Raw genomic sequence first — 25,958 nt, 5'->3', positions numbered from 1 at the left:
CCCCACGCTCAGGCGTCCTCCTCGTCCCAGATCCGCACCTTCTTCGGTTTCGCGGGGGGAGCGTCCGGGCCGGCCGTCTCGGCCCGACGGACGGCAGCCTCGCGCCTGATCGCGAAGAAGATGAAGACGAGGCCTCCGGGCATGAAGAGCCACCACTGGTAGGCGTAGGCCTGGTGCGGGCCGAGGTCCTCCTCGGGCCGCGGCAGCAGGCGCAGCGGGTGGTCCCCGGCGACAGCCGTCGGCTGCTGCGCGCCGAGGACGAGGTAGGCGTCGACCTCGCTCAGCGACGGCACCTGGGTCCTCGCGTCGGCGACGTTGATGCTCGCCATCTGGGGCCGCGGCAGGTCGCGCCCGAGGCTCACCTCCCCGGTGCGCAGCCACCCGGTCACCTGCACGGGACCCGACGGCGGCGGGTCGACGGGTGGGCTGGTCTCGGCATCGGCAGCGTTGGCCACCCAGCCGCGGTCGACCAGCAGCGTCAGGTCCCCTGTCTGCATCGGTGTCAGCACCTCGAACCCCACCGTGGAGTCGAGCGTGCGGTTGCGGACGAGCAGGTCGGTGTCGGCGGCATACGTGCCCGTCAGCGTGACGCGCGTCCACTGCCGCTCAGGCGGGATCGGGGACCCGACGAGAGCGGGAGCGAAGGCGACGGGCGTCGCGCCGTAGTTGCGCGCGATCGCATCGACCTTGGTCCGCTGCTCGACGTGCCGGTGCCACTGCCACAGGCCGAGATAGAAACAGGCGACCCCGAAGAGGACCGCGACGAGGGTCCAGAGCAGCCAGCGCCGCGTCAGCCAGAGTCGAAGCACGGATCGACGGTACCCGGCCTGAGGGCGGACCTGAGTACCGGCCCGCCTCTGACCTGCGGTGACGTCACGTCGCCGCCTCCTCAGTCACCCGATAGGGCGGGCCTCGTATGTGCCGGGCTTTCAGCGCCTGGACTTCAGAGGACTGGTGCGTGACGCGAAGTTGCAGCCCGTGCATGTCGCGGGGTCCTCGCCGTCAGGGATCCCACCGAGCTGGTAGCCGGACCCGACCGGCGCTTCCGCGTAAAGCCCACACGGCCTCTCGCGGACTCTTCGGCGCGTCTTTGCGGTGGTGTGACGCAGGTGCACTCCCCTCTTGGGCGAGCTGATCGCGGCAAGCTTGCGTTGTCGTCAGTTCTCGGCAAGACGCCAAACGCGAGCACGAAGGGCCTCGCCAGATTGCTCCGGCGAGGCCCTTCGCTGTTGGTGCAGCGGCCGAGTTGGACGCTAGGGGGTAACCGCCTGAACGACGACATCGCCGCTGCCGACCAGAATGTTGCTGTCGGTGCGCACCTGGACGTTGCCGAGCAGGAGCCGGCCGGCGGCTGGGGCCGCGTTGGCGGTGACGCTGCCGGGTACGGTCCACGCTGACCCAGCCGGCCGAAGGGCGTTCGCGTCAGTGACGGCGACGGAGCCGAACGCTGGGTTCGTGAAGACGTCGACATAGTTGAACGTCGTCGACCCGGACGGCACGGCGTAGCCGTCGACGAGAGTCACCCAGGTCCCGGCCGCTGGGTTGGCGATGGTCACCGACTCCTCGCTGTCTCCGTCGGCTGACTGCCCGGCGAGCACGCACGAGCCGCTGGTGCAGTTGTAGACGAAGAGGTCGAGGTCGGCTCCGGTGTCGCTACTGGAACCGATGGTCGCCCGCAGCGATGTCGATCCGGCCGTGACAGCAACCTGGCGCTGCTGGCTCGTTCCATTCGCGATGGTCGGAGTCAGCCTTTGCGCGCTGCCGAGGTTGGTTCCGACGGCCCGGCCGGTGAAGGCGCCGAAGCCGTTCGTCAGGGTGTAGCTGCGCGCGACCGGGACTGCGAGGGTTGCGGACGCGATGGTGTCGGGGTTGGGTGAAACCGTGGCCCCGAGAACCGACGCGGTCAGCGTGTACGGGGCGCTGTCGACGTCGGAGGTCCGACGGGCCTCGACGGTGACCTCCCACACGCCGGCTTGTGGGTTGCTGGTGGTGCGGCTGGTCGGCGACCCCGCACAACCCCCCGAAGTGGGGTTGTAGCAGCTGAGCGAGGAGTTGTCGTCAATGGCGACGCCGTACGGGTGGAACCGCAGGAACCGGATCTGCCCCGCGCCGGGAGCGCTGCCCCCGCCTTCGAGGTCGACCTTGAATGCGGGCGTGTTCGCCGGGACGTTGTAGAAGTAGCTGGTCACCTGGTTGCGGCCGATCATGCCCCGGTGCGTCACGCTGTAGTTGTTGGCAGCGGTGAAGGCCTCTGCCGCGACGACGGTGTTGAGGGTCTGCTTCTCGATGCCGGGCGTGGACGGGTCGTCGAGGTTGAGGATGGCCGAGTGCGCACCCGCCGCGGTCGGGTGGACCGTCACCGTCAGAGTGGTCGGCGCGTTCAGCGGTAGCGCCACGAAGGCGGGTGACGCGAACGTGCCGTCGTTGCCGGTCCAAGCCAGGTTGTAGGTCCGGCTGCCGCCGCCGCCGGAGGTCCGGGTGAAGGTGTAGGTGCGGGTGTAGCTGTCGCCGACTGCGACTCCTTCACGGTCGAAGATGCCTTCGCCTCGCCCGGGGGTGGCGAGGAAGTCGGACAGCATCGTGTGGACCGCGACGGAGGAGCTGATGTCGACGGGCTTGAGGTTGGTCTTGAGCAGGTCCCAGGCCGCGCCGACGTTGATCAGGCCGTTGCCCTGCTCGTACGCGCCGAAGCGGGCGGGGTCGAGGTAGCGGGCGGAGGAGGTCAGGGCCTCACGAATCTGACTTGGCTTGCTCTGCAGTCCGGACTGCTTGGCGGCGCTGACGAGCAGCGCCCCTGCTCCGGCGGCCTGCGGGGACGCCATCGAGGTGCCCTGCAGCATCGAGTATCCGGCGGGGAGGTCGTAGGTGCCCGGCACCGGGGAGGAGGTCTCCCACATCGGGGTGGTGGAGATCGCGGCGCCCGGCGCGACGATCTCGGGCTTGAAGCCGCCGTCCTCGCGGGGGCCGCGGGAGGAGAAGCCGTGCAGGTTGTCGGCATAGGCGGAGTCGGAGCCGTAGTTCTTCTGCCACGTCTCCTTGCTGATGTAGGAGCCGACCGCGAGCACCTTGGAGGCGACGGCGGGGTCACCGATGGTGTTGAGCCCCGACCCGTTGTTGCCGGCGGAGATGAACATCTGGACGTTGTACTGGTCGATCAACCGGTTGTAGAGGACGGCTCGGGTGTTGTTGCCGTCGTTGAGCGCCGGTAGGCCACCGATCGACATGTTGATGACGTCGACGTTGCCCTGCTTGGCGATGAACGTCATGCCCTCGATCAGGGCGTGCGAGGTGCACCCGGTGATGAACATGCAGACCCGCACGGACTTCAGCTTGGCTCCGGGGGCGGCGCCTGACATGGCGCCTCCGAACATCTGGTTCGCTGCCGTGATGCCGGCGACGTGGGTGCCGTGCTCACCCGAGACGATGCCGATGTTGACGACCTTGTTCTTGCCGTCGGTCTGCACGACGAAGGGCATCGACTCGTGCTCGGCGGTGGCCGGGTTGTCGGCGCCGAAGTGGCCGACGTCGAACTTCTTCGCGTAGTCGGTCAGGACCTGGTCGTTGGTCAGGTTGTTGTCCTGGTTGGTGTCGACCCGGACGGTGCCGGCGGCCGGGTCCCAGAGGACCGCGAACTTGTCGGTGCTGTCGCCGTCGCGGTTGACGTCGCTGCCGACCTCACCGCCCAGCCGCGGGTCGCCCTCGTTGAAGACCGCGATGCGGTAGCTGCCGGCTGGCGCGACGTAGGCTGCGCCGTTGACGGCGAAGCTCGGCCCGCTGACCTGGGTGGACATCTTCAGCCACGTCGGGTCGTCGTCGGTGAACGGGTCGGTGGCGGTGACCCAGTCGGTGATCTTCCGTTCCCCGGTGGTCGTCGTGGCCAGTGCCGGGTGGTCCAGGTCGATGCCGGAGTCCACGATGCCGATGGTCGTGCCCCGGCCGTCCCAGGCGGGGTGGGCTGCGGTGAACTGCGCGGCGCCCGTGTCGCCGATGGGCATGTAGGCGTTGTTCCGAGGGGTGCTCGGGCCGGGCGGGGTCTGTGCGGCGGGTGGTTGCGAGCCTTGCGGCGTCGGGTCGTCCAGCGGGATGACCTCGTCGAGGTCTGCGGCCACGATGCCGGCAAGGTTGGCTGCCGTCTGGGCCTTGTCGATCGGCACGACGGCGCGGATGTAGCTGATGTCGCTGTCAGCCTTGCTGATGACCGCGCCGAGGGACTTCAGGGCGGAGGTCACGGCGTTGTTCTGCCCGGGGACAGCGGCGATGAGCAGTGTCACCGTCGGGGAGCCCTTGGCGCGAGCCGTGGCGAGCAGCTCGCGATCATGCTTGCCCAACTGGGACGCCTTCGCAGGGCTCGCCGCTGCACTGGGAGCCGCGAGGGCCTGCGGCGCGGTCAGCCCGCCAGCCGCGATCACGCCGAATGCCGAGAGGACCACCGCGGTACGCGTTCTGAAGCCTTGGATCTTGTGCATCAATCCACCTCTGTCAGTTGTGAGTTCCGGCCCCCGGTCCGAACGCCTGAGGCTATCGGTGCCGGTATCCGGTCGGTGGCGATACGCCTCAACTCCGGCGAGCGACCGCATCACGAAGGGTGGACCCCTTCGAGCGGCAGATTGAGTGTGAGCGTCTCGCCGATCAGCATGATTTCGGGCAGCCCTGGTCCAATGGCGACCCAAGCCGGAAAGGCGGCCAACGAGGCAGCCGTCAGGTCCCTCCAGGACTGGGTATGGGAGAGGGCCGGCGAGCGAGGGAGCGACTCCGAGCGGCCAGGAAGCGTTGGGCGGACATGCCCCGCACCGGGCAGGCCCGTGTCGCCAGAGAAGATATGGCCGAGTCGCCTCGGCCGGCGCCCTTTGATGATGATGTGTGCGGATCACCCCCGACCCGCCTAGGCTTGGGATGGTCGCCGCAGGGATCGAGGAGGCCTCATGGCTGGGAGCGTGCTTCGGTTCGAGGCGCGGACGGTGATCCGTCGGTCGGCGAGCGAGGTGTTCGAGCGGCTGGCCGATCTGCCCGGCTGTCGGCAGTGGATGCACCGTGACGGTGTGTTCGGCGACACCGAGCTGACGTCCGCGCTGCCGGTGCGGTCCGGCACGACGTACGTGGACCGTACGCGGATGGGCCGCTTCGTCGGGGAGGTGACCGAGCACGTGCCGTCGACGCGCCTCGCGTTCAGCGAGACGTTCAGCATGTTCGGCCGCCCGCTCACTCAGGCACGTCCGAGCTACGTGCTCGTGGTCGAGGGTGACTCCACGGTCGTCCAGCACACCGCGGAGGCGGAGCTGTATGGCCTGGCTCGCGTGTTCAAGCCGGTGGTCGCGCGGCTCGTGACGCGGGAGCGGTCACACACCCTGGCCTCACTCGAGCGCTCCTTCGAGCGCTCTCCCGAGACCGAGTAGCCAGTCGTCTCCGCGGGTGGGACGACGCACTCTAGGTGCAGCGACTACATCGCCCGGCGACTGACGACGGACGCCGGGCTCGTTCGGCGCGACCGGTGCGCTGCTGTCCCGGCCGACCGGGCGCAAGGTGGCTGAGTCGGTATGTCGAGACGCCGGGCCAGGCGATGGCCGTGCAGGATGTGCCGTCCCCGGCCCCGCCGGAAGGTCCGACGGTCGAGTGGCCTCGGCAGCGGTTGATCTTGGTGTCTGCTCGCGAACTGTGCGGTCGTGGTCGCGTTTGGTCATCGCGCGAGGTGAGTTCCATGGGGGATCCATACCGGAGTACTCGTGCAGGGCATCCTCGGGACCGTTGGAGGACAGCCAGACAGACAAGCGGACAGCGTTACATCCGGGTCGCAACACCCTCCATTTCCGGGCATTTCGTCGCTACTTTGTGAAAGCCCCTCACCCCAAAGGGACATCGCCGGTTCCGGGGGCAGGAAGGACTCACATGAAAGCCAGGATCCTTGCCCTCGCCAGCTCGCTCGCCGTGGCCGCACCGCTGGCCATCGGGACACTGGGGGAGGCCCACGCCGCACCGACAAGCGCCATCGACAATCCGCCCGTCACGCTGGTCGGCGGGATGACCTCGCCGAGGTACGACTACACGAATGCCATCCGCGAGACCGTCTGGGTCGACACGCCCGACCTGGACGGCGACGGCAAGGCGGAGCGGATCGCCACCGACATCATCCGGCCGCGCGAGCTCGACGGCACCGCACGGGTGCCGGTCATCATGGACGCCAGCCCCTACTACCTAAGCCTCGGCCGCGGCAACGAGACCGAGTACAAGGAGTACGCGCCAGACGGCAGCCCGACGAAGTTCCCGCTCTACTACGACAACTACTTCGTCCCCCGCGGCTACGCGTTCGTCGCCGTCGACATGGCCGGCACGGCTCGCTCGACCGGGTGCACCGACGAGGGCGGCCGCTCCGACGTCGAGTCAGCCAAGGCCGTCGTCGAGTGGCTCAACGGCAAGGGCAGCGCCCACGACTCGACTGGCGCAATCGTCCAGGCGACCTGGAGCAACGGCAGCACCGGGATGATCGGCAAGTCCTACGACGGGACGCTCGCCAACGGCGTGGCCGCTACCGGCGTTGACGGGCTCAAGACGATCGTGCCGATCAGCGCCATCAGCTCCTGGTACGACTACAACCGCTGGCAGGGCGCGGTGAAGTCGCGCCACTACGCCAGCAGCCTGTCACGCACCATCGCCCAGCGCCGCACCATCCCGACCGACTGCTCGTCGCGGCTGAACTACATGGATGCCAACGACGCCGACGCAACGGGCGCCTACACGGACTTCTGGGCCGAGCGCGACTACCGCGCCGGCAGCCTCTACGACGCCTCCAAGGTCAAGGCGAGCGTCTTCATCGTCCACGGTCTCCAGGACAACAACGTCAAGACGATGAACGCCTCCAAGTGGTGGGACGACCTGGGCAAGCAGGGCGTCGCGCGCAAGATGTGGCTCAGCCGCCTCGGTCACGTCGACCCGTTCGACCACGACCGCCAGGAGTGGGTCACCACCCTCAACCGGTGGTTCGACCACGAGCTCATGGGCATCGACAACGGCATCGACCGTGAGCCGGCCGTCCGCGTCGAGACCGCCCCGAACCAGTGGGAGACCTCCAAGACGTGGCCGACCCAGTCCGCGCGCACCATGTCGCTCAGCCCTCGAGCAGACGGCACGTTGGCGCTCGGAACTCCGGAACGCGGTACCGCTGGCTACGTCAACAACTCCCGCCTGACCGAGGCGAACGCGGTCGCGCTCGGCGCAAACCCGAACCGGGTGCAGCTCCTCACCGGCACGACTACCCAGGACGTCCGGATCTCCGGCACGCCGACGGTCGACCTCGGTGTGACCCATGGCGCCCAGGCCGGCCAGGTGTCGGTCATGCTCGTCGACTACGGCGCGATGGACCGGGTCAGTGCGACCGGTGACGGCGCCCTCACCCTCGGAACGGAGACCTGCTGGGGCGCGGCCACCACTGCGGACGATGCCTGCTACAAGGACGTCACCCGACGCCTTCAGAGCACCCAGCTGCAGGTGCTCGCCCGTGGCTGGGCACGCCTCGACGGCCCGGGCCAACACGACGTCACCGTCGAGCTGGCCGCCAACGACCTCGTCGTCCCGGCCGGACACCAGCTCGGGCTGATCGTCAGCGGGGCCAGTAACGGCGTCATCGCCGTCGACACCAGCCCCGGGATGTACACGCTCGACCTGCGGTCCACGAGGCTGAACCTGCCGGTCTCCGGCCCGATGAGCGGGTTCGCTCCCGGACACCTGACCGCCAAGGACACCGACAACCTGGACCGAGGCACCCTCCCCAGCCTCGATGAGACACTCTGGCCCCGGTGATACGGCGCGCACGCGGAGTCACTAGTCCCTAGCGCCGCCCTCCAGTACGAGCGGCCCCCACCCCTGGACGCCCGGGGTGGGGGGCCAGCTTCTCGCCCGGTGAGGAGGTCGAGCCGCGGGTACGCGAGGTCAGGCAGGCTGCGCCGAAGCGTGCAGTCCTGCGATTGCTGGAAGCAACAAGTTCGCCCCGCCCCATCCAGGTGGAGCGCTTCCGCGGCGGAAGGGCGCTAAGGCTCCAGGGGGGCGGACCGTATGTCATTCCGCGTCGGCACCTCTATCTGTCGCGGTCTCGTACCCTCCGGTGAGCTCGACGAGGACGAGCGGATTGCCAAAGGGGTCAATGACGACCGCCACTCTGCCGACAGGGATCGTCGCGGGTTCCGCTGCGACACTGGCGCCGGCTTCCACGAGATCATGCACGGCCGTGTCAATGCTCTCGACCAGCCAGTTGGGTTCCATCTGCTGTCGCGTGCTCAACACCAATTCGACGCGGCTGTCGGGAAGAGCCAGCCCTGCCTGCCCGACTGCGTCGTTTCGCCACAGCAACTTGTGGCCGAGCCGGTCACGGTAGAACGCGAGTCCCTCGTCCAACCCAGGCACTGGGATCGTGATCGCATCGACGCTCCGAAGGACAGGCAAGGTCATCTGTAAACGGTGCCACGTGGATGCACCCTTCTGGCGCCCGGCAGCAGTGGCACGGTGACTTGAGTCATGACTGTTGATCCTGCCGACGCCAACAGGCCGGCCCGCGGAAAAGTGACGCACATGGGGTGTTCGTCGGACCTGAGCGTCTCGTTGAGCAGGGCAGAGCGCCAGAGTCTCTGGGGTCGGCGACACATTCGTCGCCAAGGCCAGTCGCACGCTGAAGGCGCCCACCCGGGGGGCGCGACCCGCGCAGATGTGTCACGACGGGCACAGACAGATGAGGTCAGCCGGCCAGATCCTGAGCCATGGGTACGACGCGAAGCATCAAGTGCAGGATCGGGTGGCACCGATGACAGTCCGCCGGGCCCGACGACATCAGCGGCGACTCTTGCGTGGGTTGCGGCCGGCGCCACGTCCAGACGCGGCAGCGAGTCTTGGACGGCGAGTCCGGCCACACCGGTTCTGGCCCTGACGGTTGGAGCGCTGACGGTTGGAGCGCTGACGGTTGGAGAGCGCTGACGGTTGGAGCGCTGACGGTTGGGGCGATGCTGCTGACCTCGAACACGGTGCCGGTCGCGATCTGGTCGTGCGGACGCGCGTTCGGGTGTGGGCCTGCTGAGCTGTGGGGTTCCCGGATGAGGTTCCCATGCGGGACCGTGTCGGCGGGAGGCCAGCCTGCTGACTGCACCACTGGACAGGCAAGCACTCACTTGCCTATCTTGGGGTGGTGGGAGATGTGTACCGGGCGCTGGCGGATGCCACGCGGCGTCAGATCCTCGATGAGCTGTTCGAGCGTGACGGCTTGACGCTGTTCGACATCTGCGCACGCCTGGCCATGAAGCACGGAAACTCATCAACGCGACAAGCGATCTCCCAGCACCTCACGGTCCTCGAGGACGTCGACCTCATCCGCTCGCATCGCGAGGGTCGAACGAAGATCCATCACCTGAACACCCGGCCGCTACTCGAGATCTCGCGGCGGTGGCCGACAACGCGATAGGAGCGACACCGTGCACGCACGACTGCATGTCACCAGTGTCTTGGTCGACGACCAGGACAAGGCCCTCGCCTTCTACACCAACCGGCTCGGCTTCATCCCGAAGACCGACGTGCCCCTCGGACAGCATCGCTGGCTGACGGTTGCCGAGCCCGGCGCCACTCACGGTGTCGAGCTGCTTCTCGAGCCGGACGAGCACCCGGCCGCGAAGTCCTTCAAGGATGCGCTGGTCACCGACGGCATCCCCTACACCTCCTTCGCCGTGGACGATGTCGCAGCCGCACACCGTGAGCTCGAACAGCACGGCGTCCGATTCATACAACCCCCGACCGCGATGGGCGACATGGTCACGGCGATCCTGGACGACACCTGCGGCAACCTGATCCAACTCATCAGCCCCGCATGAGCTCGGAGGACCGCCCCAACTCCTTCGACGCCGCAGGACGCAAGTCGGGACGATGGTCCGAACCTGACCCCCACGGCGGATCCATGACCGGGGAGTATCTCGACGGCGATCGGGTCGGGCACTGGTGCCACGTCGCCGGCGATGGTCGTCTCCGCTCCGAAGGTGGATACGACCGCGGCGAGCTGCACGGAGTCTGGACCTGGTACCGCGCCAGCGGGGTGCTCCTCCAGAGGGGCGCCTTCGACCACGGCACGAAGGACGGCTCCTGGGAACGATGGGACGCGCAGGGCAACCACCTGGACACCACCTGGTGGAAGCAGGGACGCAAACACAAGCCGAAAGGCTGAATGCCATCACGCACCGGTCGGGCTCCGCATGACGATGAGCTTCCGGGACGCACATTTCGGACTACCGTCCGCCCGACCGAGACTCTCCCAGGCCGGTCGTTGGCCGGTCAGATACAGCTGCTTCTGAGTACATCGGCCAACATCCTCAACTGGGTATTCCCGGACGATGACGACCGCGCAAGGACGGCAGCGGCGCCTGAGGTCCCGGGCTGACGGACCCGTAATCCAAAATTGTTCGCAGGAGGTCCGAAGGCGGCCAGTCACGGTCGCCCTGACCAACCAGACACACGTCACGCAACCGCAGTTCAATGGCCTGGGGCAACATCGGCAGCACGACACGACCGGTCGCTGCGATACCCGGCCTAGAGTGGAGCTCATGACCCGCCTTCCCGACCCGAGCGTCCGACCGGCCGGCCTGGCCGACCAGTTCGGCCGGGTGGCCCGCGACCTCCGCGTGTCGGTCACCGACCGGTGCAACCTGCGCTGCACCTACTGCATGCCCGCCGAGGGCCTCCCGTGGATGCCGAAGGCGGAGATGCTGACGGACGAGGAGATGCTGCGGATCATCGGCATCTTCGTGCGCGACGGCATCACCCAGGTCCGTCTCACCGGCGGCGAGCCGCTGCTGCGTCGCTCGGTCGTCGAGCTCGTCGCCGGCATCGCCGCGCTCGAGCCGCGTCCCAAGATCGCGATGACGACGAACGGGGTCGGCCTCGAGCGGGTGGCCATCGGGCTGAAGGAGGCCGGCCTCGACCGGGTCAACGTCAGCCTCGACACCATCGACTCCGAGACCTTCACACAGCTGACCCGTCGCGACCGCCTCGCCGACGTCGAGGCCGGCCTCAAGGCTGCGTCCGACGCCGGCCTGACGCCCGTCAAGGTCAACGCCGTCGCGATGCGCGGCATCAACGACGAGTCGGTCGCCGACGTGCTCGCGTGGTGCCTCGAGCGCGGCTACGAGCTGCGGTTCATCGAGCAGATGCCGCTCGACGCGCAGCATGCTTGGGACCGCGCCCAGATGATCTCCGCAGACGAGATCCGCGAGCGCCTGTCGCAGCGCTGGAAGCTGACCCCCCTACCGGCAGCCGACCGGGGGAGTGCCCCGGCCGAGCGGTTCCTCATCGACGGCGGCCCCGAGACCGTCGGCATCATCGCCAGTGTCAGCGCGCCGTTCTGCGCTGCCTGCGACCGCACGCGCCTGACCGCCGACGGGCAGGTGCGCAACTGCCTCTTCTCCACAACCGAGACGGACCTGCGCGGGCCGCTGCGCGAGGGCGCCACCGACGACGAGCTGCTCGGTCTGATGCGTGGCGAGATGTGGCGCAAGCGCCGTGGCCACGGCATCGGGGACCCGGGCTTCGTCCAGCCCGACCGCCCCATGTCCGCCATCGGCGGCTGACGGCGCGCTCGGCCCGTTCTCACGGCGGGCTCGGCGGCCTAGACTGGACGTGCGTCGCGGCAGGCCCAGGAACGGCAGGTGCAGTGCCATGCGTGCCCGACGAACCACTCGTGTGACAGCAGGAGTCAGCACGCTCCTGCTCCTCAGCGCACTCGACGCGCTCGGCGTCGGAGTGCCACCCCGCTCTGGGGCGGCGGTCGCATCCACCCTGACGCCTGCGGCGCAGGCCAAGGCTGCATACGACCGCATGACGTCCGCACAACGGGTGGGGCAGCTGTTCACGGTCGGTGGTCCGGTGACGGGTCTCGGGTCGGCCACCGAGAGCGCCATCGTCCGCTACCACGTCGGCAATCTCGTCCTCACCGGACGCACGACGTCGGGCGCCCCTCCCGTGCGCGCCCTGACGAGCCATGCCGACGTCCTGGCGAACGCGTCCGCCACCGCGTCCGTGCCCCTGCTCATCGCCACGGACCAGGAGGGCGGCTACGTCCAGGTCCTGCAGGGGACCGGGTTCTCGCGGATGCCGACGGCCCTGACGCAGGGCACGTGGGCCGACTCGGCGCTGTACGCGTCTGCGGCGTCGTGGGGGCGTCAGGTTCGTCGCTCGGGCGTCGACGTCGACCTCGCACCGGTCATGGACACCGTCGCGAAGAGCTTTGCCAGCTCGAACCAGCCCATCGGCAGGTACGAGCGCGAGTACGGCTACACCCCGTCGGTCGTCGCCGACAAGGGCACGACGTTCCTGAGGGCCATGGGGGCCTCGGGCCTCGCCATGACGGCGAAGCACTTCCCGGGACTCGGCCGGGTCACGGGCAACACCGACACCTCTGCGGGCGTCACCGACACCGTGACGACCCGGACGTCCGGAGACATCGCACCCTTCCGAGCAGCGGTCAACAGCGGAGCGCGGATACTCATGGTCTCGTCCGCCTACTACCGGCTCATCGACGCAGCACGTCCGGCGGTCTTCTCGCCCACGGTGATCGGCGGGATGATCCGCGGCGACCTCCACTTCACCGGCATCGTGGTCAGCGACGACCTCGGCAACGCCTACCAGGTGCACAACTGGCCGCCTGCGGCGCGCGCCGTGGACTTCATCGGTGCGGGCGGCGACGTCGTCCTGACGGTGAACCCGGCGGTGGTTCCGGCGATGGTCGGTGCCGTGAGCGCACGGGCGGCGTCGGACAGCGCCTTCCGGGCCAAGGTCCAGACCGCCGTGCTGCGCGTCCTCACGGTCAAGGCGGAGTACGGACTGCTGGAGCCACGACTGCCGATCACGGGATACCTCGGCCCCCTGACCACGACGGCCCTGCAGCGCTGGCTCGGCATCGCCCGTACCGGGACGTTCGACCGAGCCACGATCCTCGCGCTGCAGACCCGGATCGCCGGGCCCGTCGGCGGCGTCTGGGGACCGCGCTCCATGGCGGCGATGCAGACCTACCTCGGGATGTCGCTCGACGGCGCCACGACGTGGAACAGCCGCACCGTCGCGCAGCTCCAGCGCTACCTCAACACGCAGCTCTGACCGGCGTCCCGGCAGGCGGCGGCCGTCACCCGTCGGCGTCGGTGAGGGCCCCGACCGGGACGACCTCGATGAGGAAGCCCCTCAGGGCGACGAAGTCGGCGAGCGACTTCTCGTGGTCCTCGCACGCCAGCCACACCTTGCGGCGACCTGCGGTGTGCAGCTTCGGGTTGTTCCAGACGACCGCGTGGACGGCCGTCGCACGGCATCCCTTGGCGCTGCAGACGTGCTCGTCGACGGCGCCGTCCGTGGGGGACAGGGAGAGCGGTCCGTTCACTGCTCGAGGCGCTGCGTGTCGTCGCGGGGCACGACCGACTGGATGCTGCCCGGCTGGCGGGGACTCACGGCATTCGCGAGCACGACGGCGACGTAGGGGATGAAGACCGCGGCCAGGATGGCGGTCCAGCGCAGCCAGCCCGAAGTGACGAAGACCAGCCCGAAGCAGACGATGCGGATGCCCATCATCGTGAGGTAGCGACGGACGCGCTGGTCCTGGTCGTCCGTCGTGGAGGTCGACGCCGAGGTGACGGAGTAGACGACCGGTTCGTTCTTGGCTCTTGGCACCCTTCAACCATAAGCCCGTCCCACGCCTACGGCACCGTGCTGTCTACCGTTCGGTAGTCCGTTAGGTTTCGGGTCAAGGCAGCGAGCCGGCAGCCGCCGGACGGATGGAGGAAAGCACAGTGTCAACGACCGAGGCGCGCAACGTACTCGTGACCGGAGGCAACCGCGGCATCGGACTGGCGATCGCCAGGGCCTTCGCCGAGGACGGCGACAACGTCGTCATCACCCACCGCTCCGGAGTGCCCCCGGAGGGGCTGCAGGGCGTCACGTGCGAGGTCACCGACTCGTCCTCCGTCGACGCGGCGTTCACGGCCGCCGAGGAGATCTTCGGTGGTCCGGTCGAGGTGCTCGTCGCGAATGCCGGCATCACCCGCGACACGCTGCTCATGCGCATGAGCGACGAGGAGTTCGACTCCGTCATCGACACCAACCTCGCCGGTGCCTTCCGCTGCGCGCGCCGCGCGGCGACCGGGATGATCCGCAAGCGTCGCGGGCGCATCGTCCTCATCAGCAGCGTCGTCGGCCTCTACGGCTCGCCCGGCCAGACCAACTACGCCGCGTCGAAGGCGGGCCTCGTCGGTCTCGCCCGCTCCATCTCGCGCGAGCTCGGCGGCCGAGGCATCACCGCCAACGTCGTCGCGCCCGGCTTCATCGACACGGAGATGACGGCGGTACTGCCCGACGAGCAGAAGAAGGCCTACCTCTCCAACATCCCCGCCGGCCGCTTCGCCACGCCCGAGGAGGTCGCGTCAGTCGTGCGCTTCGTCGCGAGCGACGACGCCGCCTACATCACCGGCGCGGTGATCCCGGTCGACGGCGGGCTCGGCATGGGGCACTGAGCCCACCACACGGCATACTCCCGTATGCCGCGAACGTCCTTGCGCAGCAAGCGTCCCCACCCACTCGAGAAAGTCGCAGGCATGGGAATCCTCGAAGGCAAGAAGCTCCTCATCACCGGCGTCCTCATGGACAGCTCGATCGCGTTCCACGTGGCCAAGATCGCCCAGCAGGAGGGCGCGACGGTCGTGCTCACCTCGTTCGGCCGGACGATGAAGATCACCCAGACCATCGCCAAGCGGCTCCCTGAGACCCCGGTGGTCATCGAGCTCGACGTCGCCGACCAGGAGCACCTCGACACGCTCGCCGAGCGCCTGCGCGAGCACGTCGACGGGCTCGACGGCGTGCTGCACTCGATCGGCTTCGCGCCGCAGGGTGCCTTCAACTTCCTCGAGGGCACGTGGGAGGACGTCTCGACGGCGCTCCAGATCTCGGCCTACAGCCTCAAGTCGCTCGCCGTCGCGACCCTGCCCCTCATGACGGAGGGCGGCAGCGTCGTCGGCCTGACCTTCGACGCGAAGTTCGCCTGGCCGGTCTACGACTGGATGGGCGTGGCCAAGGCCGCCTTCGAGTCGACGAACCGCTACCTCGCCCGCGACCTCGGCCCCAAGGACGTGCGCTGCAACCTCGTCGCGGCGGGTCCGATCCGCACGACGGCGGCCAAGTCGATCCCCGGCTTCGAGCAGTTCGAGAAGGTCTGGGACGACCGTGCCCCGCTCGGCTGGGACGTCAACGACCCGGTGCCGGCGGCCAAGGCCTGCGCAGCGCTGCTCAGCGACTGGTTCCCCGCCACGACGGGCGAGATCATCCACGTCGACGGCGGCGTCCACGCGATGGGCCAGTGACCGCGCACGCCCTCCGGTGCTCTCGCTAGAGTCCTGCCCATGCCTCACGCCGGGACCGAGTCCAGCCCCTTGACGACGACCGAACCCGAGGCGGTGCCGCAGGTCCGTGTCGACGAGGTGCGGGTGCTCGACGGGCCCAACCTCTACTTCGCCCGGCCCGCGATCAAGGTCATCCTGCATGTGCCCGGCTACCTCGACCTCAAGCGCACCGACGCCGAGGCCCTGGCCCGTCGGCTCGGGATGCGTTCCGCGCGCCCCGGCAAGCGCGGCACGGCCCTGCGCCAGCGCTTCGTCATGCGGGTCATCCGCACCGTGACGCGTCGCGTGGGCACCGAGATCGGTGCGGGCCGTCTGGGCGTACGCGTTCGGGCGGGACAGACCGTCGAGGACGTCGTGCTCGCCTTCCCGTGGGTGCACCGCACGCGGGGCCGCGTCGCGGGGGAGCAGTTCGGCGCCGTCATGGCCGGCCTGCTCGACCCCTCCAGGCGTGCCGACGAGGTCATCGAGGAGGCCGCGGCCGTCATCCTGGCCGCGCCCGACGGTCCCGGACCCAGCGTCCTCACGCCGACCGTCCCCGTCGCGTCCGTCACGGGCACCAACGGCAAGACGACGACGACCCGGCTCATGGCGCACATGTGCATGAGCGCAGGCCTGACGACGGCGTGGAGCTCGACCGACGGGGTCGTCGTCATGGGGGAGACGAAGGAGGAGGGCGACTTCTCAGGGCCGGCCGGGGCGCGGGGCGTGCTCGAGACGCCCGGTCTAGACATCGGCATCCTCGAGACCGCCCGCGGCGGCATGCTCCTCAAGGGCATGGGCGTCACGACCAACGACGTCAGCGTCGTCACCAACGTCAGCGCCGACCACCTCGGCCTGCAGGGCATCGACACGCTCGACCAGCTGGCCGAGGTCAAGGCGATCGTCACGACCGTGACGAAGCCGCAGGGGTGGGTCGTGCTCAACGGCGACGACCCCCGTGTCTGGGCCATGCGGTTCGGCATCAAGGCCAAGCCGTGGGCATTCAGCCTCGACCCCGCGTCGCCCGCGCTCTGGGAGTCGATCAACTCCGGCGGCCGCGGCATCACCGTGCTCGACGGCGAGATCGTCGTCCTGTCGCCGAACGGGGACCCCGACCGGCTCGTCAAGATCGTCGACGTCCCCATGACCCTGAGCGGCCTGTCGCGAAACAACATCGCCAACGCGCTGGCCGGTGCCGCCGCCGCCCTGGGACTCGGCGTCCCGCGCTCGGCCGTGGTCGACGGACTTCGGACCTTCGCCCCCGACCCCGAGCACAACTGGGGCCGGCTCAACACCTACTCGCTGCCGCTCCCGAGCGGGGGCAAGGCGACCGTCATCATGGACATGGCCCACAACGAGGCCGGTCTCGAGGCCTTGCTCGACGTCGCACGCGGGCTCGCCGCACCGGGTGGCGCCGTCCGCCTCGGACTGGGCTGCGCCGGCGACCGCGCCGACGAGGCGATCGTCGCGATGGGCGAGATCGCCGGGCGCGGGGCCGAGGAGGTCGTCCTCAAGGTCGCCCGCCACTACCTGCGCGGACGCGAGGTCGAGGACCTGCTCGGTCTCTTCCGCGACGGCCTGGCCAAGGTCGGCGTCCTCGACGTGCCCGGCTACGACACCGAGCTCGAGTCCTTCGAGGCTCTCGTGCCGCACGCGCTCGACGGCGACGTCATCGCGCTCATGTGCCACGCCGAGCGCACCGAGGTCGACGGCTGGATCCGCGCCCACGGCGGCAAGGTCGACGATGCCCGTTCGATCCGCCGCAAGGTCGTGGCCGCGCGCGGTGAGCACGAGCTCGAGGCCGAGATCGCGGCCCTCTGGGAGAGCGACGACCATCAGACCAGGCTCGCTGCCGCGCAGGAGCTCGTCGACGGCCACCCGGGCGACCCACGTCTCGTCTTCGAGCTGGCCGGCGTCAAGGACGCGATGGGCGACGAGCAGGGCGCCATCGGTCTCTACGAGGACGCCCTCGCGGGCGGCCTGCGCGAGCCGCACCGGCACCGGGCCCAGCTGCAGCTCGCCTCGAGCCTGCGCGTCGTCGGACGGGCCGCCGAGGCGCAGGGACTCGTCGCCGACGTCCTCGAGGCACGGCCGCACAACACCGCGGCGCTCATGCTCAGGGCGCTCGTGCAGGCCGACCTCGGCCAGGAGCGCCAAGCCGTCGCCGACCTCATCCGGGCGACGCTCGAAGCGACGACCGACGTCGACACACAGGCCTACCGCCGCGCCCTGCGGGCCTACGCCGACGAGCTGGCCCCCGCGAAAGCAACAGCCGCAGACTGATCCGCAGCCTGCTCAGATGGCGGTGTCGTCCGCCTGGTCCGGCGGCGACTCGGACGGGACGGCGCCGAGGGCCTCGCCCTCCGCCTCGTCGCCCTCCGCCTCGGCGGTCTCGGTGAGGGTGCTCGGGTCGAGGTCGGGGTCGCTCGTGGCGGCCGCGGCCGTGCCGATGCGGGCGCCGGCCTGGGCGTGCTTGGTGCGCTCCTCGAGCTCGGCGACCACCAGCGCGTGCTGGTCGACGCACATGACGACGAGGTCGCCCGGGTTGGTGCGCGCGAGCACGTGCCGCGCGGCGTCGAGCTCGTCGAGCACGATCTCCACCTGCCGGCAGCGGGCGCCTTCGCGCATGGCGGCGCGGGCGCCCTCGGCCACGAGCTCAGCGGTCTCGCCGGGCTTGCGGCCGCGCAGGCGCTCGTCCTCACGGATGACGATGACGTCGAAGTGCTGCGCGGCCACCGCCCCGAGCTCGCGCATGTCGTCGTCGCGCCGGTCGCCCGCCGCACCGATCATGCCGATGCGCGAGGTCTTGCCGAGATCGGCCTGGCGCTGCTTCTGGTCGGCGTAGCGGTCGACGAAGGCGCCGAGCTCCTTCATGCCGGCCGCGTTGTGGCAGTAGTCGACGAACACGTCGGCGTTGTTGACCTGCACGAGGTTCAGGCGTCCGGGGGAGAGGTAGTAGGTCGTCGCGAAGGTGCGCAGGCCCTGACGGATGTCGTGGAGCGGGGCCCCTGCGGCGAACGCCGCGCCCGCCGCCGCGAGCGAGTTGGCGACGTTGAAGCGCGCCGCGCCGCCGAACGTCGACGGGAGCAGGTGGGTCCAGGCGAGCTGCATGCTGCGCCGGCCGTGCTTGATGACGATCATCTCGCCGCGTTCGCTCGGCTCGAGCACCACGGCACGTCCGCCACGGCGGCAGTAGTCGTCGACGAACTCGCGGGTCTCGCTGCCCGGCTCGGCCATCGAGAACCAGACGATGCCACCCGAGCAGCGGCGGCGCATGTTGCGCACGTTCGGGTCGTCGGCGTTGAGCACCGCGAAGCCGTCGCGCGGCACGGCCTCGACGATGACCGCCTTGACGTCGGCCAGCTGACGCAGGGTGTCGATTCCCTTGAGCCCCAAGTGATCTGGAGCCACATTGGTGACGACGGCGATGTCGTTGCGGTCGTAGCCGAGGCCCTCGCGCAGGATGCCGCCCCGGGCGACCTCCATGACGGCGAAGTCGACGCGGGGGTTCTGCAGGACCATCCGGGCCGAGCGCGGGCCGGAGGCGTCGGCCTTGATGACGAGCCGCTCGTCGATGACGACGCCGTCGGTCGAGGTCATGCCGACCTTGCGTCCGAGGCCCTTGAAGATGTGGGCGATCATGCGCGAGGTCGTGGTCTTGCCGTTGGTGCCGGTGACGGCGACGATCGGCACGCGCGACTGCGCACCCGGGGGGAAGAGCAGGTCGACGACCGGCTTGGCGATGAACTGCGGCTCGCCGACGGTCGGGTGCGTGTGCATCCGGAAGCCGGGCGCCGCGTTCACCTCGCAGATCGCGCCACCCGTCTCGCGGACGGGGTAGGTGATGTCGGGGCAGATGAAGTCGATGCCGGCGACGTCGAGCCCGACCATGCGGGCGGCCTCCTCGGCGATCTCGACGTTGTCCGGGTGTGCGTCGAAGGTGCGGTCGATCGAGATGCCACCGGTCGACATGTTGCCCGTCAGGGCGAGCTTGACCATCTCGCCCTCGGGCGGCACGGACTCGGTCGTGTGCCCCTGGCCGGCGAGGATCTCGAGCGCGTTGGCGTCGACCTTGATCTTCGTCAGCACCTTCTCGTGACCGACACCGCGGCGGGGGTCGGCGTTGGTGATGTCGACGAGCTCGGCGACCGTGTGGGTGCCGTCGCCGATGACGTGAGCGGGGACGCGCTCGGCGATGGCCTGCATGCGGCCGCCGACTATGAGGCAGCGGTAGTCGCGACCGGTCACGAAGGACTCGACGATGATCGTGCCGCGCCGCGACTCGGACTTGGCGATGTCGTAGGCCTTCTCGACGTCCGCGTCGCTCATGAGGTTGAGGCACACGCCGCGGCCGTGGTTGCCGTCGAGCGGCTTGACGACGACGGGGAACCCGATGCGGCGAGCCGCCTCGAGGGCACCCCGCAGGGTGCGCACGGCCTCCTGCTTGGGCACGGGCAGACCTGCCGAGCCGAGGAGCTTCGTCGTGAGGTCCTTGTCGCTCGCGATGTCGACCGCGAGCGCGCCCGTCTTCGACGTCATCGTGGCGCGGATGCGCTGGGCGTGGACACCCTGGCCGAGCTGGACGAGCGAGGCGGAGTTGAGGCGGATGTAGGGGATGTCGCGGGAGGCCGCCTCCTCGAGGATGGCGGCCGTCGAGGGGCCGAAGGCGACGCGCTCGGCCTGGCGGAGGAAGGCGTTGAACTCTGTCTCGAAGTCGAAGCCGTCCTGGGGCTCGACGAGGTGGTTGATGAGGCGCACCGCGAGCTTGCCGGCGGCGACGGCGACGGTCTCGTCGGTGTAGCTGTAGACGACGTTGTACTGACCCGGCTTGCCCTTGACTGCACGCGTCTTGCCACGGCGCGAGTCGTGGCCGGCCAGGGTCTGCAGCTGCAGCGCCACGTGCTCGGCGACGTGACCGAGCCAGGTGCCCTCGCGCAGCCGCTCGATGAAGCCGCCGCGGCGCCCGAGCGAGCACGTGTGGCGCTCGAGCCCGGGCACGAGCTCGACGAGCTGGTCCGTGAAGCCCGGCAGCGAGACGGTGGGGTACTCCTCGAGGCTGCCGAGGTCGACGACGAGGTGGACGGCCTGCTGGTAGGACCAGACGTTGGGTCCGCGGTAGATCCGGGTCTCGAGGATCTTCAGGTCCGGTCGGGCCGGGCCTGTGGGGGTGGGTACCTCGACGGCCATGGATCTCCTCCTACGGGGTCGTGCGGGACGTGCCGTGCGGCATACCCGGTCGACCGTTGGTGCGGTGCGGTGCGGTGCGGCTGGGCGAACGGGACTCAGTGGGCGGCGCTGCTCGTCGACGAGCGCGCCGCGCGGACCTTGGCCGGGACGACCGCACCCTCGATGTCGGGGTGACGCTCGACGAACGCGGTCAGCTCGACGTGGTCCAGGTCGAACGTACTGCCCGTGGGCAGCGAGTGCACGACCGCGCCCGAAACGAGCAGCGGCGCACCGCGCCGCGCGTCGGGGGCGTCGGTGATGGCGTTGCGGGCGTTGACGACGAAGATCGAGCCGGCCCCGATGACCGACATGACCCTGCCGCCGCGGATCTCGGCCGCCGTGTTCTCGTCGATGCCCATGCCGAGCAGGTTGGGGGAGGCGGCGACCATCGACATGAGGCGGCCGTAGCGGCCTCGCTGGTCGAAGTGCTGGTCGATGATGACGTCCTCGATGAGGCCGAGGCCGGCCGAGATCTGGCTGGCGCGCTGCTTCGGCGTCAGGCCCTCCTCGCCGAGCGAGATCATGAAGCGGCTCATGATCGAGGCGCCGGCCGACGTGCCGGCCACGACGGCGCCCCGCTCGTAGGCGCGCACCACGGCGTCGCCGACGGGCGTGCCGACGATGTTCTGGGCCAGCTTGACCTGGCTGCCACCGGTGATGAAGACCCCGGTCGCGGCGTCGAGCGCCTCGACCATCGCCGGGTCGCTCGAGTCGCGACGCGTCTGCGGGTGCACGACGGAGTACTCACCACCGCGCAGCCGGGTGAAGACGTCGCGGTACGCCTCGGACACCTCTTCGGCGTACGAGGACGCCGTGGGGATGACGACGATGTGCGACCGCCGACCGCCGGCCAGCTTCACGAAGCGCTTGAGCACCACCGACCGCCCGATCCGGTCCTCGGCACCGCCGATGATGAGCAGCGTGCGGCGGACGCCGTTCGGGTTCGGGGCTACGGACGAGGGGGCCACGGACTGCATCGCGCCAGCCTAGTGACCGGCGTGCGGGACCGGCGGAGCCTGGGTCGGCGTGCCGTCGTCGAGATCGGCCTCCTCGATCTCCTCGCGGGAGATACCGAGCAGGTAGAGCACGGAGTCGAGGTAGGGCACGTTCACCGCGGTCTGGGCCTGCTCCTGCACGATCGGCTTGGCGTTGAAGGCGACCCCGAGCCCCGCGACGTCGAGCATGTCGAGGTCGTTGGCGCCGTCGCCGATCGCGACGGTGCGGCTGAGGGGCAGGCCCTCCTGCTCCGCGAACTCGCGCAGTGCCCGGGCCTTGCCGGCCCGGTCGACGACCTCACCGACGACGCGCCCCGTGAGGTGGCCGTCCTCGATCTCGAGGCGGTTGGCCCGCGCGTGGTCGATCCCGAGGTCGTCCGCGAGCTCGCCGACGATCTCGATGAAGCCGCCGCTGACGAGCCCGACCGTGAAGCCGAGCCGCTTGAGCGTCCGCACGAGCGTCCGGGCGCCCGGGGTCAGCTGCACCGACTCGCGCACCTCGTCGAGGACCGACTCCGGCAGGCCCGCCAGGGTCGCCACGCGGGCGCGCAGCGACTCCTCGAAGTCGAGCTCGCCCGCCATCGCGCGCGCGGTCACCTCGGCGACCTCGGCCTCGCGGCCGGAGTGCGCGGCGAGCAGCTCGATGACCTCCTGCTGGATGAGCGTCGAGTCGACGTCGAGGACGACCAGCCGTCGGCCCCGCCGCGCGAGCCCGCCCGGCGCGACGGCGATGTCGATGCCCTCGGACGTCGCGACGAGCGCGAGCTCGGTGCGCAAGGACGCCAGGTCGGCACCCGAGATGTCGAACTCGACCGTCGTCACGGGATAGCGCGAGAGCCGCCGGATGCGGTCGATGTTGGCGCCGTGGTCGGCGATGCACGTCGTGACGAGCGAGACGGCGTCGGCGCTGAGGGGTGCGCCGAGGACGACGACGGCCGCGCGCCCCTGGCGCGAGCGCGCGTTGACGCCGGTGCCCTCGACCACGGTCAGCGCGAGACCGAGACGGTGGGCGGCGATCGCCGCGGCGTCACGCAGCTGGTCGACGTGCGCGCCGGGACGCAGCAGGACGGTCAGGGTGAGGTGCCCGTGGACGACGACCTGCTGGATGTCGAGGACCTCCGCGTCGACGCCCGACAGCGCTCCGAGCAGCGTTCCCGTGACACCGGGGCGGTCGTCGCCCGTCACGGTCACGCTCAGGGTCTGGATGTCCGTTCCGTCCGTGCTGTTCGCTTCGGTCACCCGGGTCAGGGTAGTGAGCGCGCGTCCGCGCCCGCGCCACCTTCCGGCATACGGCCCGTCACGTCGGCGCCGGGAGGGCGTATGCCGCCCGCTGGCCTCCCGGACGCGTCAGCCCAGCGCGCTCAGCAGGAACGCGAGGGCGAAGCCGAGCATCGTCACGAGCCCGACGAGCCGCCCGGCGTGCTCGGTGGCCTCGGGCATCATCGTGTCGGCCAGCATCGTGATGATGGCGCCTGCGGCGAAGGTCTGGATCCCGGCCACGACCGACGGCGACGCACCCTCGAGCAGGACGTAGCCGAGGCCCGCGGCCAGTCCTGAGGCCAGCATGACGACGAGCCACAGGCGCAGGATCTGGCCCGTCGAGCGGCCTGCCCGCTTGAGGCCGGCGCTGGCCGACATCGACTCGGGCACGTTGGACAGGAACACGGCCGCGACCATCGCGATGCCGACCTCCCCGCCGCCCAGCACGCTGACACCGATGGCCGCCGACTCGGGTATGCCGTCCAGCAGGGCCCCGAGGACCATGGCCATCGCGCCGGCGCCCTGCTGCGGTTCGCCGGTCGGGCTCTTGCGGCGGTGGCCCCCGCGACGGTCGATGAGCCAGTCGCCGACGAAGAAGACGAGCGACCCACTGACGAGGCCGATGACGACAGGCGCGGCCCCCGCGGACCGGAAAGCCTCCTCGGTGAGCTCGAAGGCGACCGCGCTGATGAGCACGCCCGCACCGAAGGCCATGACGAGACCGATGACGCGGTACGAGGCGCGGGCGTAGAGGCCGAGGAGGGCGCCGATCAGCAGTGCCGCGCCGCCGACGAGTCCCCAGAAGGTCGCGGTCAGCACGTCACGGCGTGTCGCTCGCCCGGCGCACGCGGGCCGCGTTGACCTCGTCGCGCCACTGGAGCAGGTCCCGGACACGGGCGAGGTCCGGGTCCGCTGCGGCGACGCTCGCCGTGAACAGGCGCGTCCCGATGTCGTGGAGCTGTTGGGCGTTGTTGGCGTAGTCGCCCGACTGGTCCGGGTTGCGGCCCGGCACGAAGGCGACGCCGGCGGACCGCTCGATCTCGAGCGGGTCGCGGTCGCGGCGCGCACACCATTCGTCGAGAACCCGGTGCTTGTGCGCGATCTCCTCGGGGCCGCCGAAGCCGTGCCAGATGTTCGCGTGCTCGGCGACGATGCGCAGGGTCTTCTTCTCGCCGCCGCCGCCGATGAGGATCGGGATGTCACGGGTCGGAGCGGGGTTGAGCCGGGTCCACCGGTCGCGGATGATCGGCAGGTCGCGCGCCAGGTCGTCGAGGCGTCCGCCGGCCGTGCCGAACTCGTAGCCGTACTCGTCGTAGTCGAGCTGCTTCCAGCCCGAGCCGATCCCGAGGATCAGACGGCCCTCGCTCATGTGGTCGACGGTGCGTGCCATGTCGGCGAGCAGGCTCGGGTTGCGGTAGCTGTTGCACGTGACGAGGGCGCCGATCTCGACGGACTCCGTCGACTCCGCCCAGGCGCCGAGCATCGTCCAGCACTCGAAGTGCAGGCCGCGGCTGTCACCGCTCAACGGGAAGAAGTGGTCCCAGTTGAGCAGGACGTCGACGCCCATCTCCTCGAGCGTCGCCGCGGTCCGGCGGATCTGGGCCCAGGTGGCGTGCTGTGGCGGGATCTGGATCCCGACGCGCGCCCGTCGGGAGTCCGTCGCGCTGGCTGGGGGATTCGTGGCGTTCGAAGTCATGGTCAGACCTTTGCAGATGTCATCGGCCGACACCTACGAGGGACGCCCGCCGATCGACGGTCACCGCGTGACGAGCTGTCCCTTGCCCACGACAACGATGCCGGTCTCGGTGACGTGGAAACCGCGGGCCTTGTCGTGCTCGTGGTCGATGCCGATCTGGCAGCCCTCGGGGATGACGACGTTCTTGTCGATGATCGCGCGGCGGATCTGCGCGTGGCGATGGACCTCGACACCGTCGAGGATGACCGAACCCTGGATGCTGGCGTACGAGTGCACCTTGACGAGCGGCGAGAGCACCGAGGCGTAGATGTGCGCACCCGAGACGACGACGCCGGGGGAGACCGCCGAGTTGAGCGCCTCTCCGATGCGGTCGCCGCTGCCGTGGACGAACTTCGCCGGGGGGTAGGGGCTGTGGCTGGTGTAGATCGGCCAGTCGTAGTTGTAGAGGTTGAAGACCGGGTGGATCGAGATGAGGTCCATGTGGGCGTCGTAGTAGGACTCGATGGTCCCGACGTCGCGCCAGTAGCCGCGGTCGCGGTCCGTGGCGCCGGGAACCTCGTTGTCCTTGAAGTCGTAGACGCCGGCCTCTCCGCGGCTCACGAAGTAGGGCACGATGTCGCCGCCCATGTCGTTGCTGCTCGCCTCGTTGTCGTGGTCGGCGATGACGGCCGCCTCGAGCGCTGCGGCCGTGAAGACGTAGTTGCCCATCGACGCGAGCACCTCGCCGGGGTTGTCCGGCAGGCCCTTCGGGTCCTTGGGCTTCTCGAGGAACGCCGCGATCTTCGACGGGTCGGCGTCATCCACCTCGATGACGCCGAACTGGTCGGCGAGCGAGATCGGCTGGCGGATGGCCGCGACCGTGCAGGCGGCGCCCGTCTCGAGGTGCTGCTCGACCATGGCACCGAAGTCCATGCGGTAGACGTGGTCCGCGCCCACGACGACGACGATGTCGGGCCGCTCGTCGTGCATGAGGTTGAGGCTCTGGTAGATCGCGTCGGCACTACCGAGGTACCAGTTCTTGTCGACACGCTGCTGCGCCGGGACCGTCGTCACGTAGTTGCCGAGGAGCGTCGACATGCGCCACGTCTTCGTCACGTGCGCGTCCAGGCTGTGCGACTTGTACTGCGTCAGCACGACGACCTGGAGGTATCCGGAGTTGACGACGTTGGAGAGCGCCAGGTCGATCAGCCGGTAGATGCCGGCGAACGGCACGGCGGGTTTGGCCCGGTCGGCGGTCAGAGGCATCAGTCTCTTGCCCTCACCGCCAGCGAGCACGATCGCGAGGACTTTCGGACCAGCAGCTGGGCTTCGTCGGGCCATGAGCGCCACCCTAGGGCAGGCGTCCGTCGGTCGACAGGTTCAGCACGCAAGATCGGCGGAGCTTTCCGCTCCGCGGGATGGAAGCGGCAC

The 25,958-nt window shown here is 69.7% G+C and carries 21 protein-coding genes; 10 read left to right on the top strand and 11 right to left on the bottom strand.

The features are described from left to right. Positions 1-8: 8 nt before the first annotated feature. The gene (locus ASD90_RS13015; protein ID WP_056757030.1) at positions 9-809 is read right to left on the bottom strand and encodes an SURF1 family protein; all 801 of its coding nucleotides are present in this window, start codon (positions 807-809) and stop codon (positions 9-11) included. A gap of 444 nt (positions 810-1,253) precedes the next feature. Continuing rightward, on the bottom strand, positions 1,254-4,466 hold the full coding sequence (locus ASD90_RS13010; protein WP_056757028.1) for a S8 family serine peptidase: 3,213 nt from the start codon (positions 4,464-4,466) through the stop codon (positions 1,254-1,256). Between the two features lie 456 nt (positions 4,467-4,922). Here ASD90_RS13010 and ASD90_RS13005 point away from each other — a divergent pair, with 456 nt between their 5' ends. Together ASD90_RS13005 and ASD90_RS13000 are read left to right on the top strand one after the other, a co-directional pair. Continuing rightward, on the top strand, positions 4,923-5,393 hold the full coding sequence (locus tag ASD90_RS13005) for an SRPBCC family protein (RefSeq protein ID WP_056757025.1): 471 nt from the start codon (positions 4,923-4,925) through the stop codon (positions 5,391-5,393). 490 nt (positions 5,394-5,883) lie between these two features. After that, complete coding sequence (locus ASD90_RS13000; protein WP_056757023.1) at positions 5,884-7,791, top strand: CocE/NonD family hydrolase; 1,908 nt, start codon at positions 5,884-5,886, stop codon at positions 7,789-7,791. 255 nt (positions 7,792-8,046) lie between these two features. Here the strand turns inward: ASD90_RS13000 and ASD90_RS12995 are convergent, their stop codons facing one another. Continuing rightward, positions 8,047-8,436 carry a VOC family protein gene (locus ASD90_RS12995; protein WP_056757020.1) on the bottom strand — a complete coding sequence of 130 codons (390 nt, stop codon included), beginning with the start codon at positions 8,434-8,436 and terminating at the stop codon, positions 8,047-8,049. Between the two features lie 727 nt (positions 8,437-9,163). Between ASD90_RS12995 and ASD90_RS12990 the strand changes: the two genes are divergently transcribed. The 5 genes from ASD90_RS12990 to ASD90_RS12970 all read left to right on the top strand — a co-directional run bounded on the left by ASD90_RS12990 (position 9,164) and on the right by ASD90_RS12970 (position 13,110). After that, entirely contained in the window at positions 9,164-9,436 is a 273-nt protein-coding gene (locus ASD90_RS12990) for a metalloregulator ArsR/SmtB family transcription factor (RefSeq protein WP_056757690.1), read from the top strand. A gap of 10 nt (positions 9,437-9,446) precedes the next feature. Continuing rightward, positions 9,447-9,839, top strand: coding sequence for a VOC family protein (locus ASD90_RS12985; RefSeq protein ID WP_056757018.1), 393 nt, complete (start codon positions 9,447-9,449; stop codon positions 9,837-9,839). An 83-nt stretch (positions 9,840-9,922) separates the two neighbouring features. Then, positions 9,923-10,186 (top strand): toxin-antitoxin system YwqK family antitoxin, encoded by a 264-nt coding sequence (locus tag ASD90_RS12980; RefSeq protein ID WP_056757015.1) that lies wholly within the window; start codon positions 9,923-9,925, stop codon positions 10,184-10,186. A 376-nt stretch (positions 10,187-10,562) separates the two neighbouring features. Then, positions 10,563-11,585 (top strand): GTP 3',8-cyclase MoaA, encoded by a 1,023-nt coding sequence (gene moaA / locus ASD90_RS12975; RefSeq protein ID WP_056757687.1) that lies wholly within the window; start codon positions 10,563-10,565, stop codon positions 11,583-11,585. Positions 11,586-11,697: 112 nt separating this feature from the next. Further along, complete coding sequence (locus ASD90_RS12970; protein ID WP_056757012.1) at positions 11,698-13,110, top strand: glycoside hydrolase family 3 N-terminal domain-containing protein; 1,413 nt, start codon at positions 11,698-11,700, stop codon at positions 13,108-13,110. A 25-nt stretch (positions 13,111-13,135) separates the two neighbouring features. On the opposite strand, the gene ASD90_RS12965 is transcribed toward ASD90_RS12970, so the two are convergent. Together ASD90_RS12965 and ASD90_RS12960 are read right to left on the bottom strand one after the other, a co-directional pair. Then, on the bottom strand, positions 13,136-13,384 hold the full coding sequence (locus ASD90_RS12965) for a hypothetical protein (protein WP_056757009.1): 249 nt from the start codon (positions 13,382-13,384) through the stop codon (positions 13,136-13,138). Next, positions 13,381-13,671 (bottom strand): DUF3099 domain-containing protein, encoded by a 291-nt coding sequence (locus ASD90_RS12960; RefSeq protein WP_056757006.1) that lies wholly within the window; start codon positions 13,669-13,671, stop codon positions 13,381-13,383. Before ASD90_RS12960 ends, ASD90_RS12965 begins: the two co-directional genes overlap by 4 nt. A 104-nt stretch (positions 13,672-13,775) precedes the next feature. Here ASD90_RS12960 and fabG point away from each other — a divergent pair, with 104 nt between their 5' ends. From fabG to ASD90_RS12945, 3 genes are all read left to right on the top strand, one after another. Then, positions 13,776-14,510: a 3-oxoacyl-[acyl-carrier-protein] reductase gene (gene fabG / locus ASD90_RS12955; protein WP_056757000.1), complete on the top strand. Its 735-nt coding sequence runs from the start codon at positions 13,776-13,778 to the stop codon at positions 14,508-14,510. A gap of 81 nt (positions 14,511-14,591) precedes the next feature. Continuing rightward, positions 14,592-15,353 (top strand): enoyl-ACP reductase FabI, encoded by a 762-nt coding sequence (fabI, locus tag ASD90_RS12950; protein ID WP_056756997.1) that lies wholly within the window; start codon positions 14,592-14,594, stop codon positions 15,351-15,353. A 39-nt stretch (positions 15,354-15,392) separates the two neighbouring features. Beyond that, positions 15,393-17,654: a tetratricopeptide repeat protein gene (locus ASD90_RS12945; RefSeq protein ID WP_082588705.1), complete on the top strand. Its 2,262-nt coding sequence runs from the start codon at positions 15,393-15,395 to the stop codon at positions 17,652-17,654. Positions 17,655-17,666: 12 nt separating this feature from the next. Here the strand turns inward: ASD90_RS12945 and cphA are convergent, their stop codons facing one another. From cphA to glgC, 6 genes are all read right to left on the bottom strand, one after another. Beyond that, a complete protein-coding gene (gene cphA / locus ASD90_RS12940; protein WP_056756994.1) occupies positions 17,667-20,558 on the bottom strand; it encodes a cyanophycin synthetase in 2,892 nt (963 codons plus the stop codon). Between the two features lie 95 nt (positions 20,559-20,653). Continuing rightward, positions 20,654-21,574 (bottom strand): cyanophycinase, encoded by a 921-nt coding sequence (locus ASD90_RS12935; protein ID WP_056756991.1) that lies wholly within the window; start codon positions 21,572-21,574, stop codon positions 20,654-20,656. Positions 21,575-21,583: 9 nt separating this feature from the next. Then, on the bottom strand, positions 21,584-22,831 hold the full coding sequence (serB, locus tag ASD90_RS12930; RefSeq protein ID WP_056756989.1) for a phosphoserine phosphatase SerB: 1,248 nt from the start codon (positions 22,829-22,831) through the stop codon (positions 21,584-21,586). A 108-nt stretch (positions 22,832-22,939) separates the two neighbouring features. After that, positions 22,940-23,671: a ZIP family metal transporter gene (locus ASD90_RS12925; RefSeq protein WP_056756988.1), complete on the bottom strand. Its 732-nt coding sequence runs from the start codon at positions 23,669-23,671 to the stop codon at positions 22,940-22,942. A gap of 1 nt (position 23,672) precedes the next feature. Further along, positions 23,673-24,548 (bottom strand): LLM class F420-dependent oxidoreductase, encoded by an 876-nt coding sequence (locus ASD90_RS12920; RefSeq protein WP_056756986.1) that lies wholly within the window; start codon positions 24,546-24,548, stop codon positions 23,673-23,675. Positions 24,549-24,608: 60 nt separating this feature from the next. Then, a complete protein-coding gene (gene glgC, locus ASD90_RS12915; protein ID WP_056756983.1) occupies positions 24,609-25,868 on the bottom strand; it encodes a glucose-1-phosphate adenylyltransferase in 1,260 nt (419 codons plus the stop codon). Between the last annotated feature and the right edge of the window lie 90 nt (positions 25,869-25,958).

The organism is Terrabacter sp. Root181 (genome assembly GCF_001428505.1).
In the GTDB taxonomy this organism is placed as follows: Bacteria; Actinomycetota; Actinomycetes; order Actinomycetales; family Dermatophilaceae; genus Terrabacter.
This window is presented reverse-complemented; position numbering and strand designations above follow the sequence as displayed.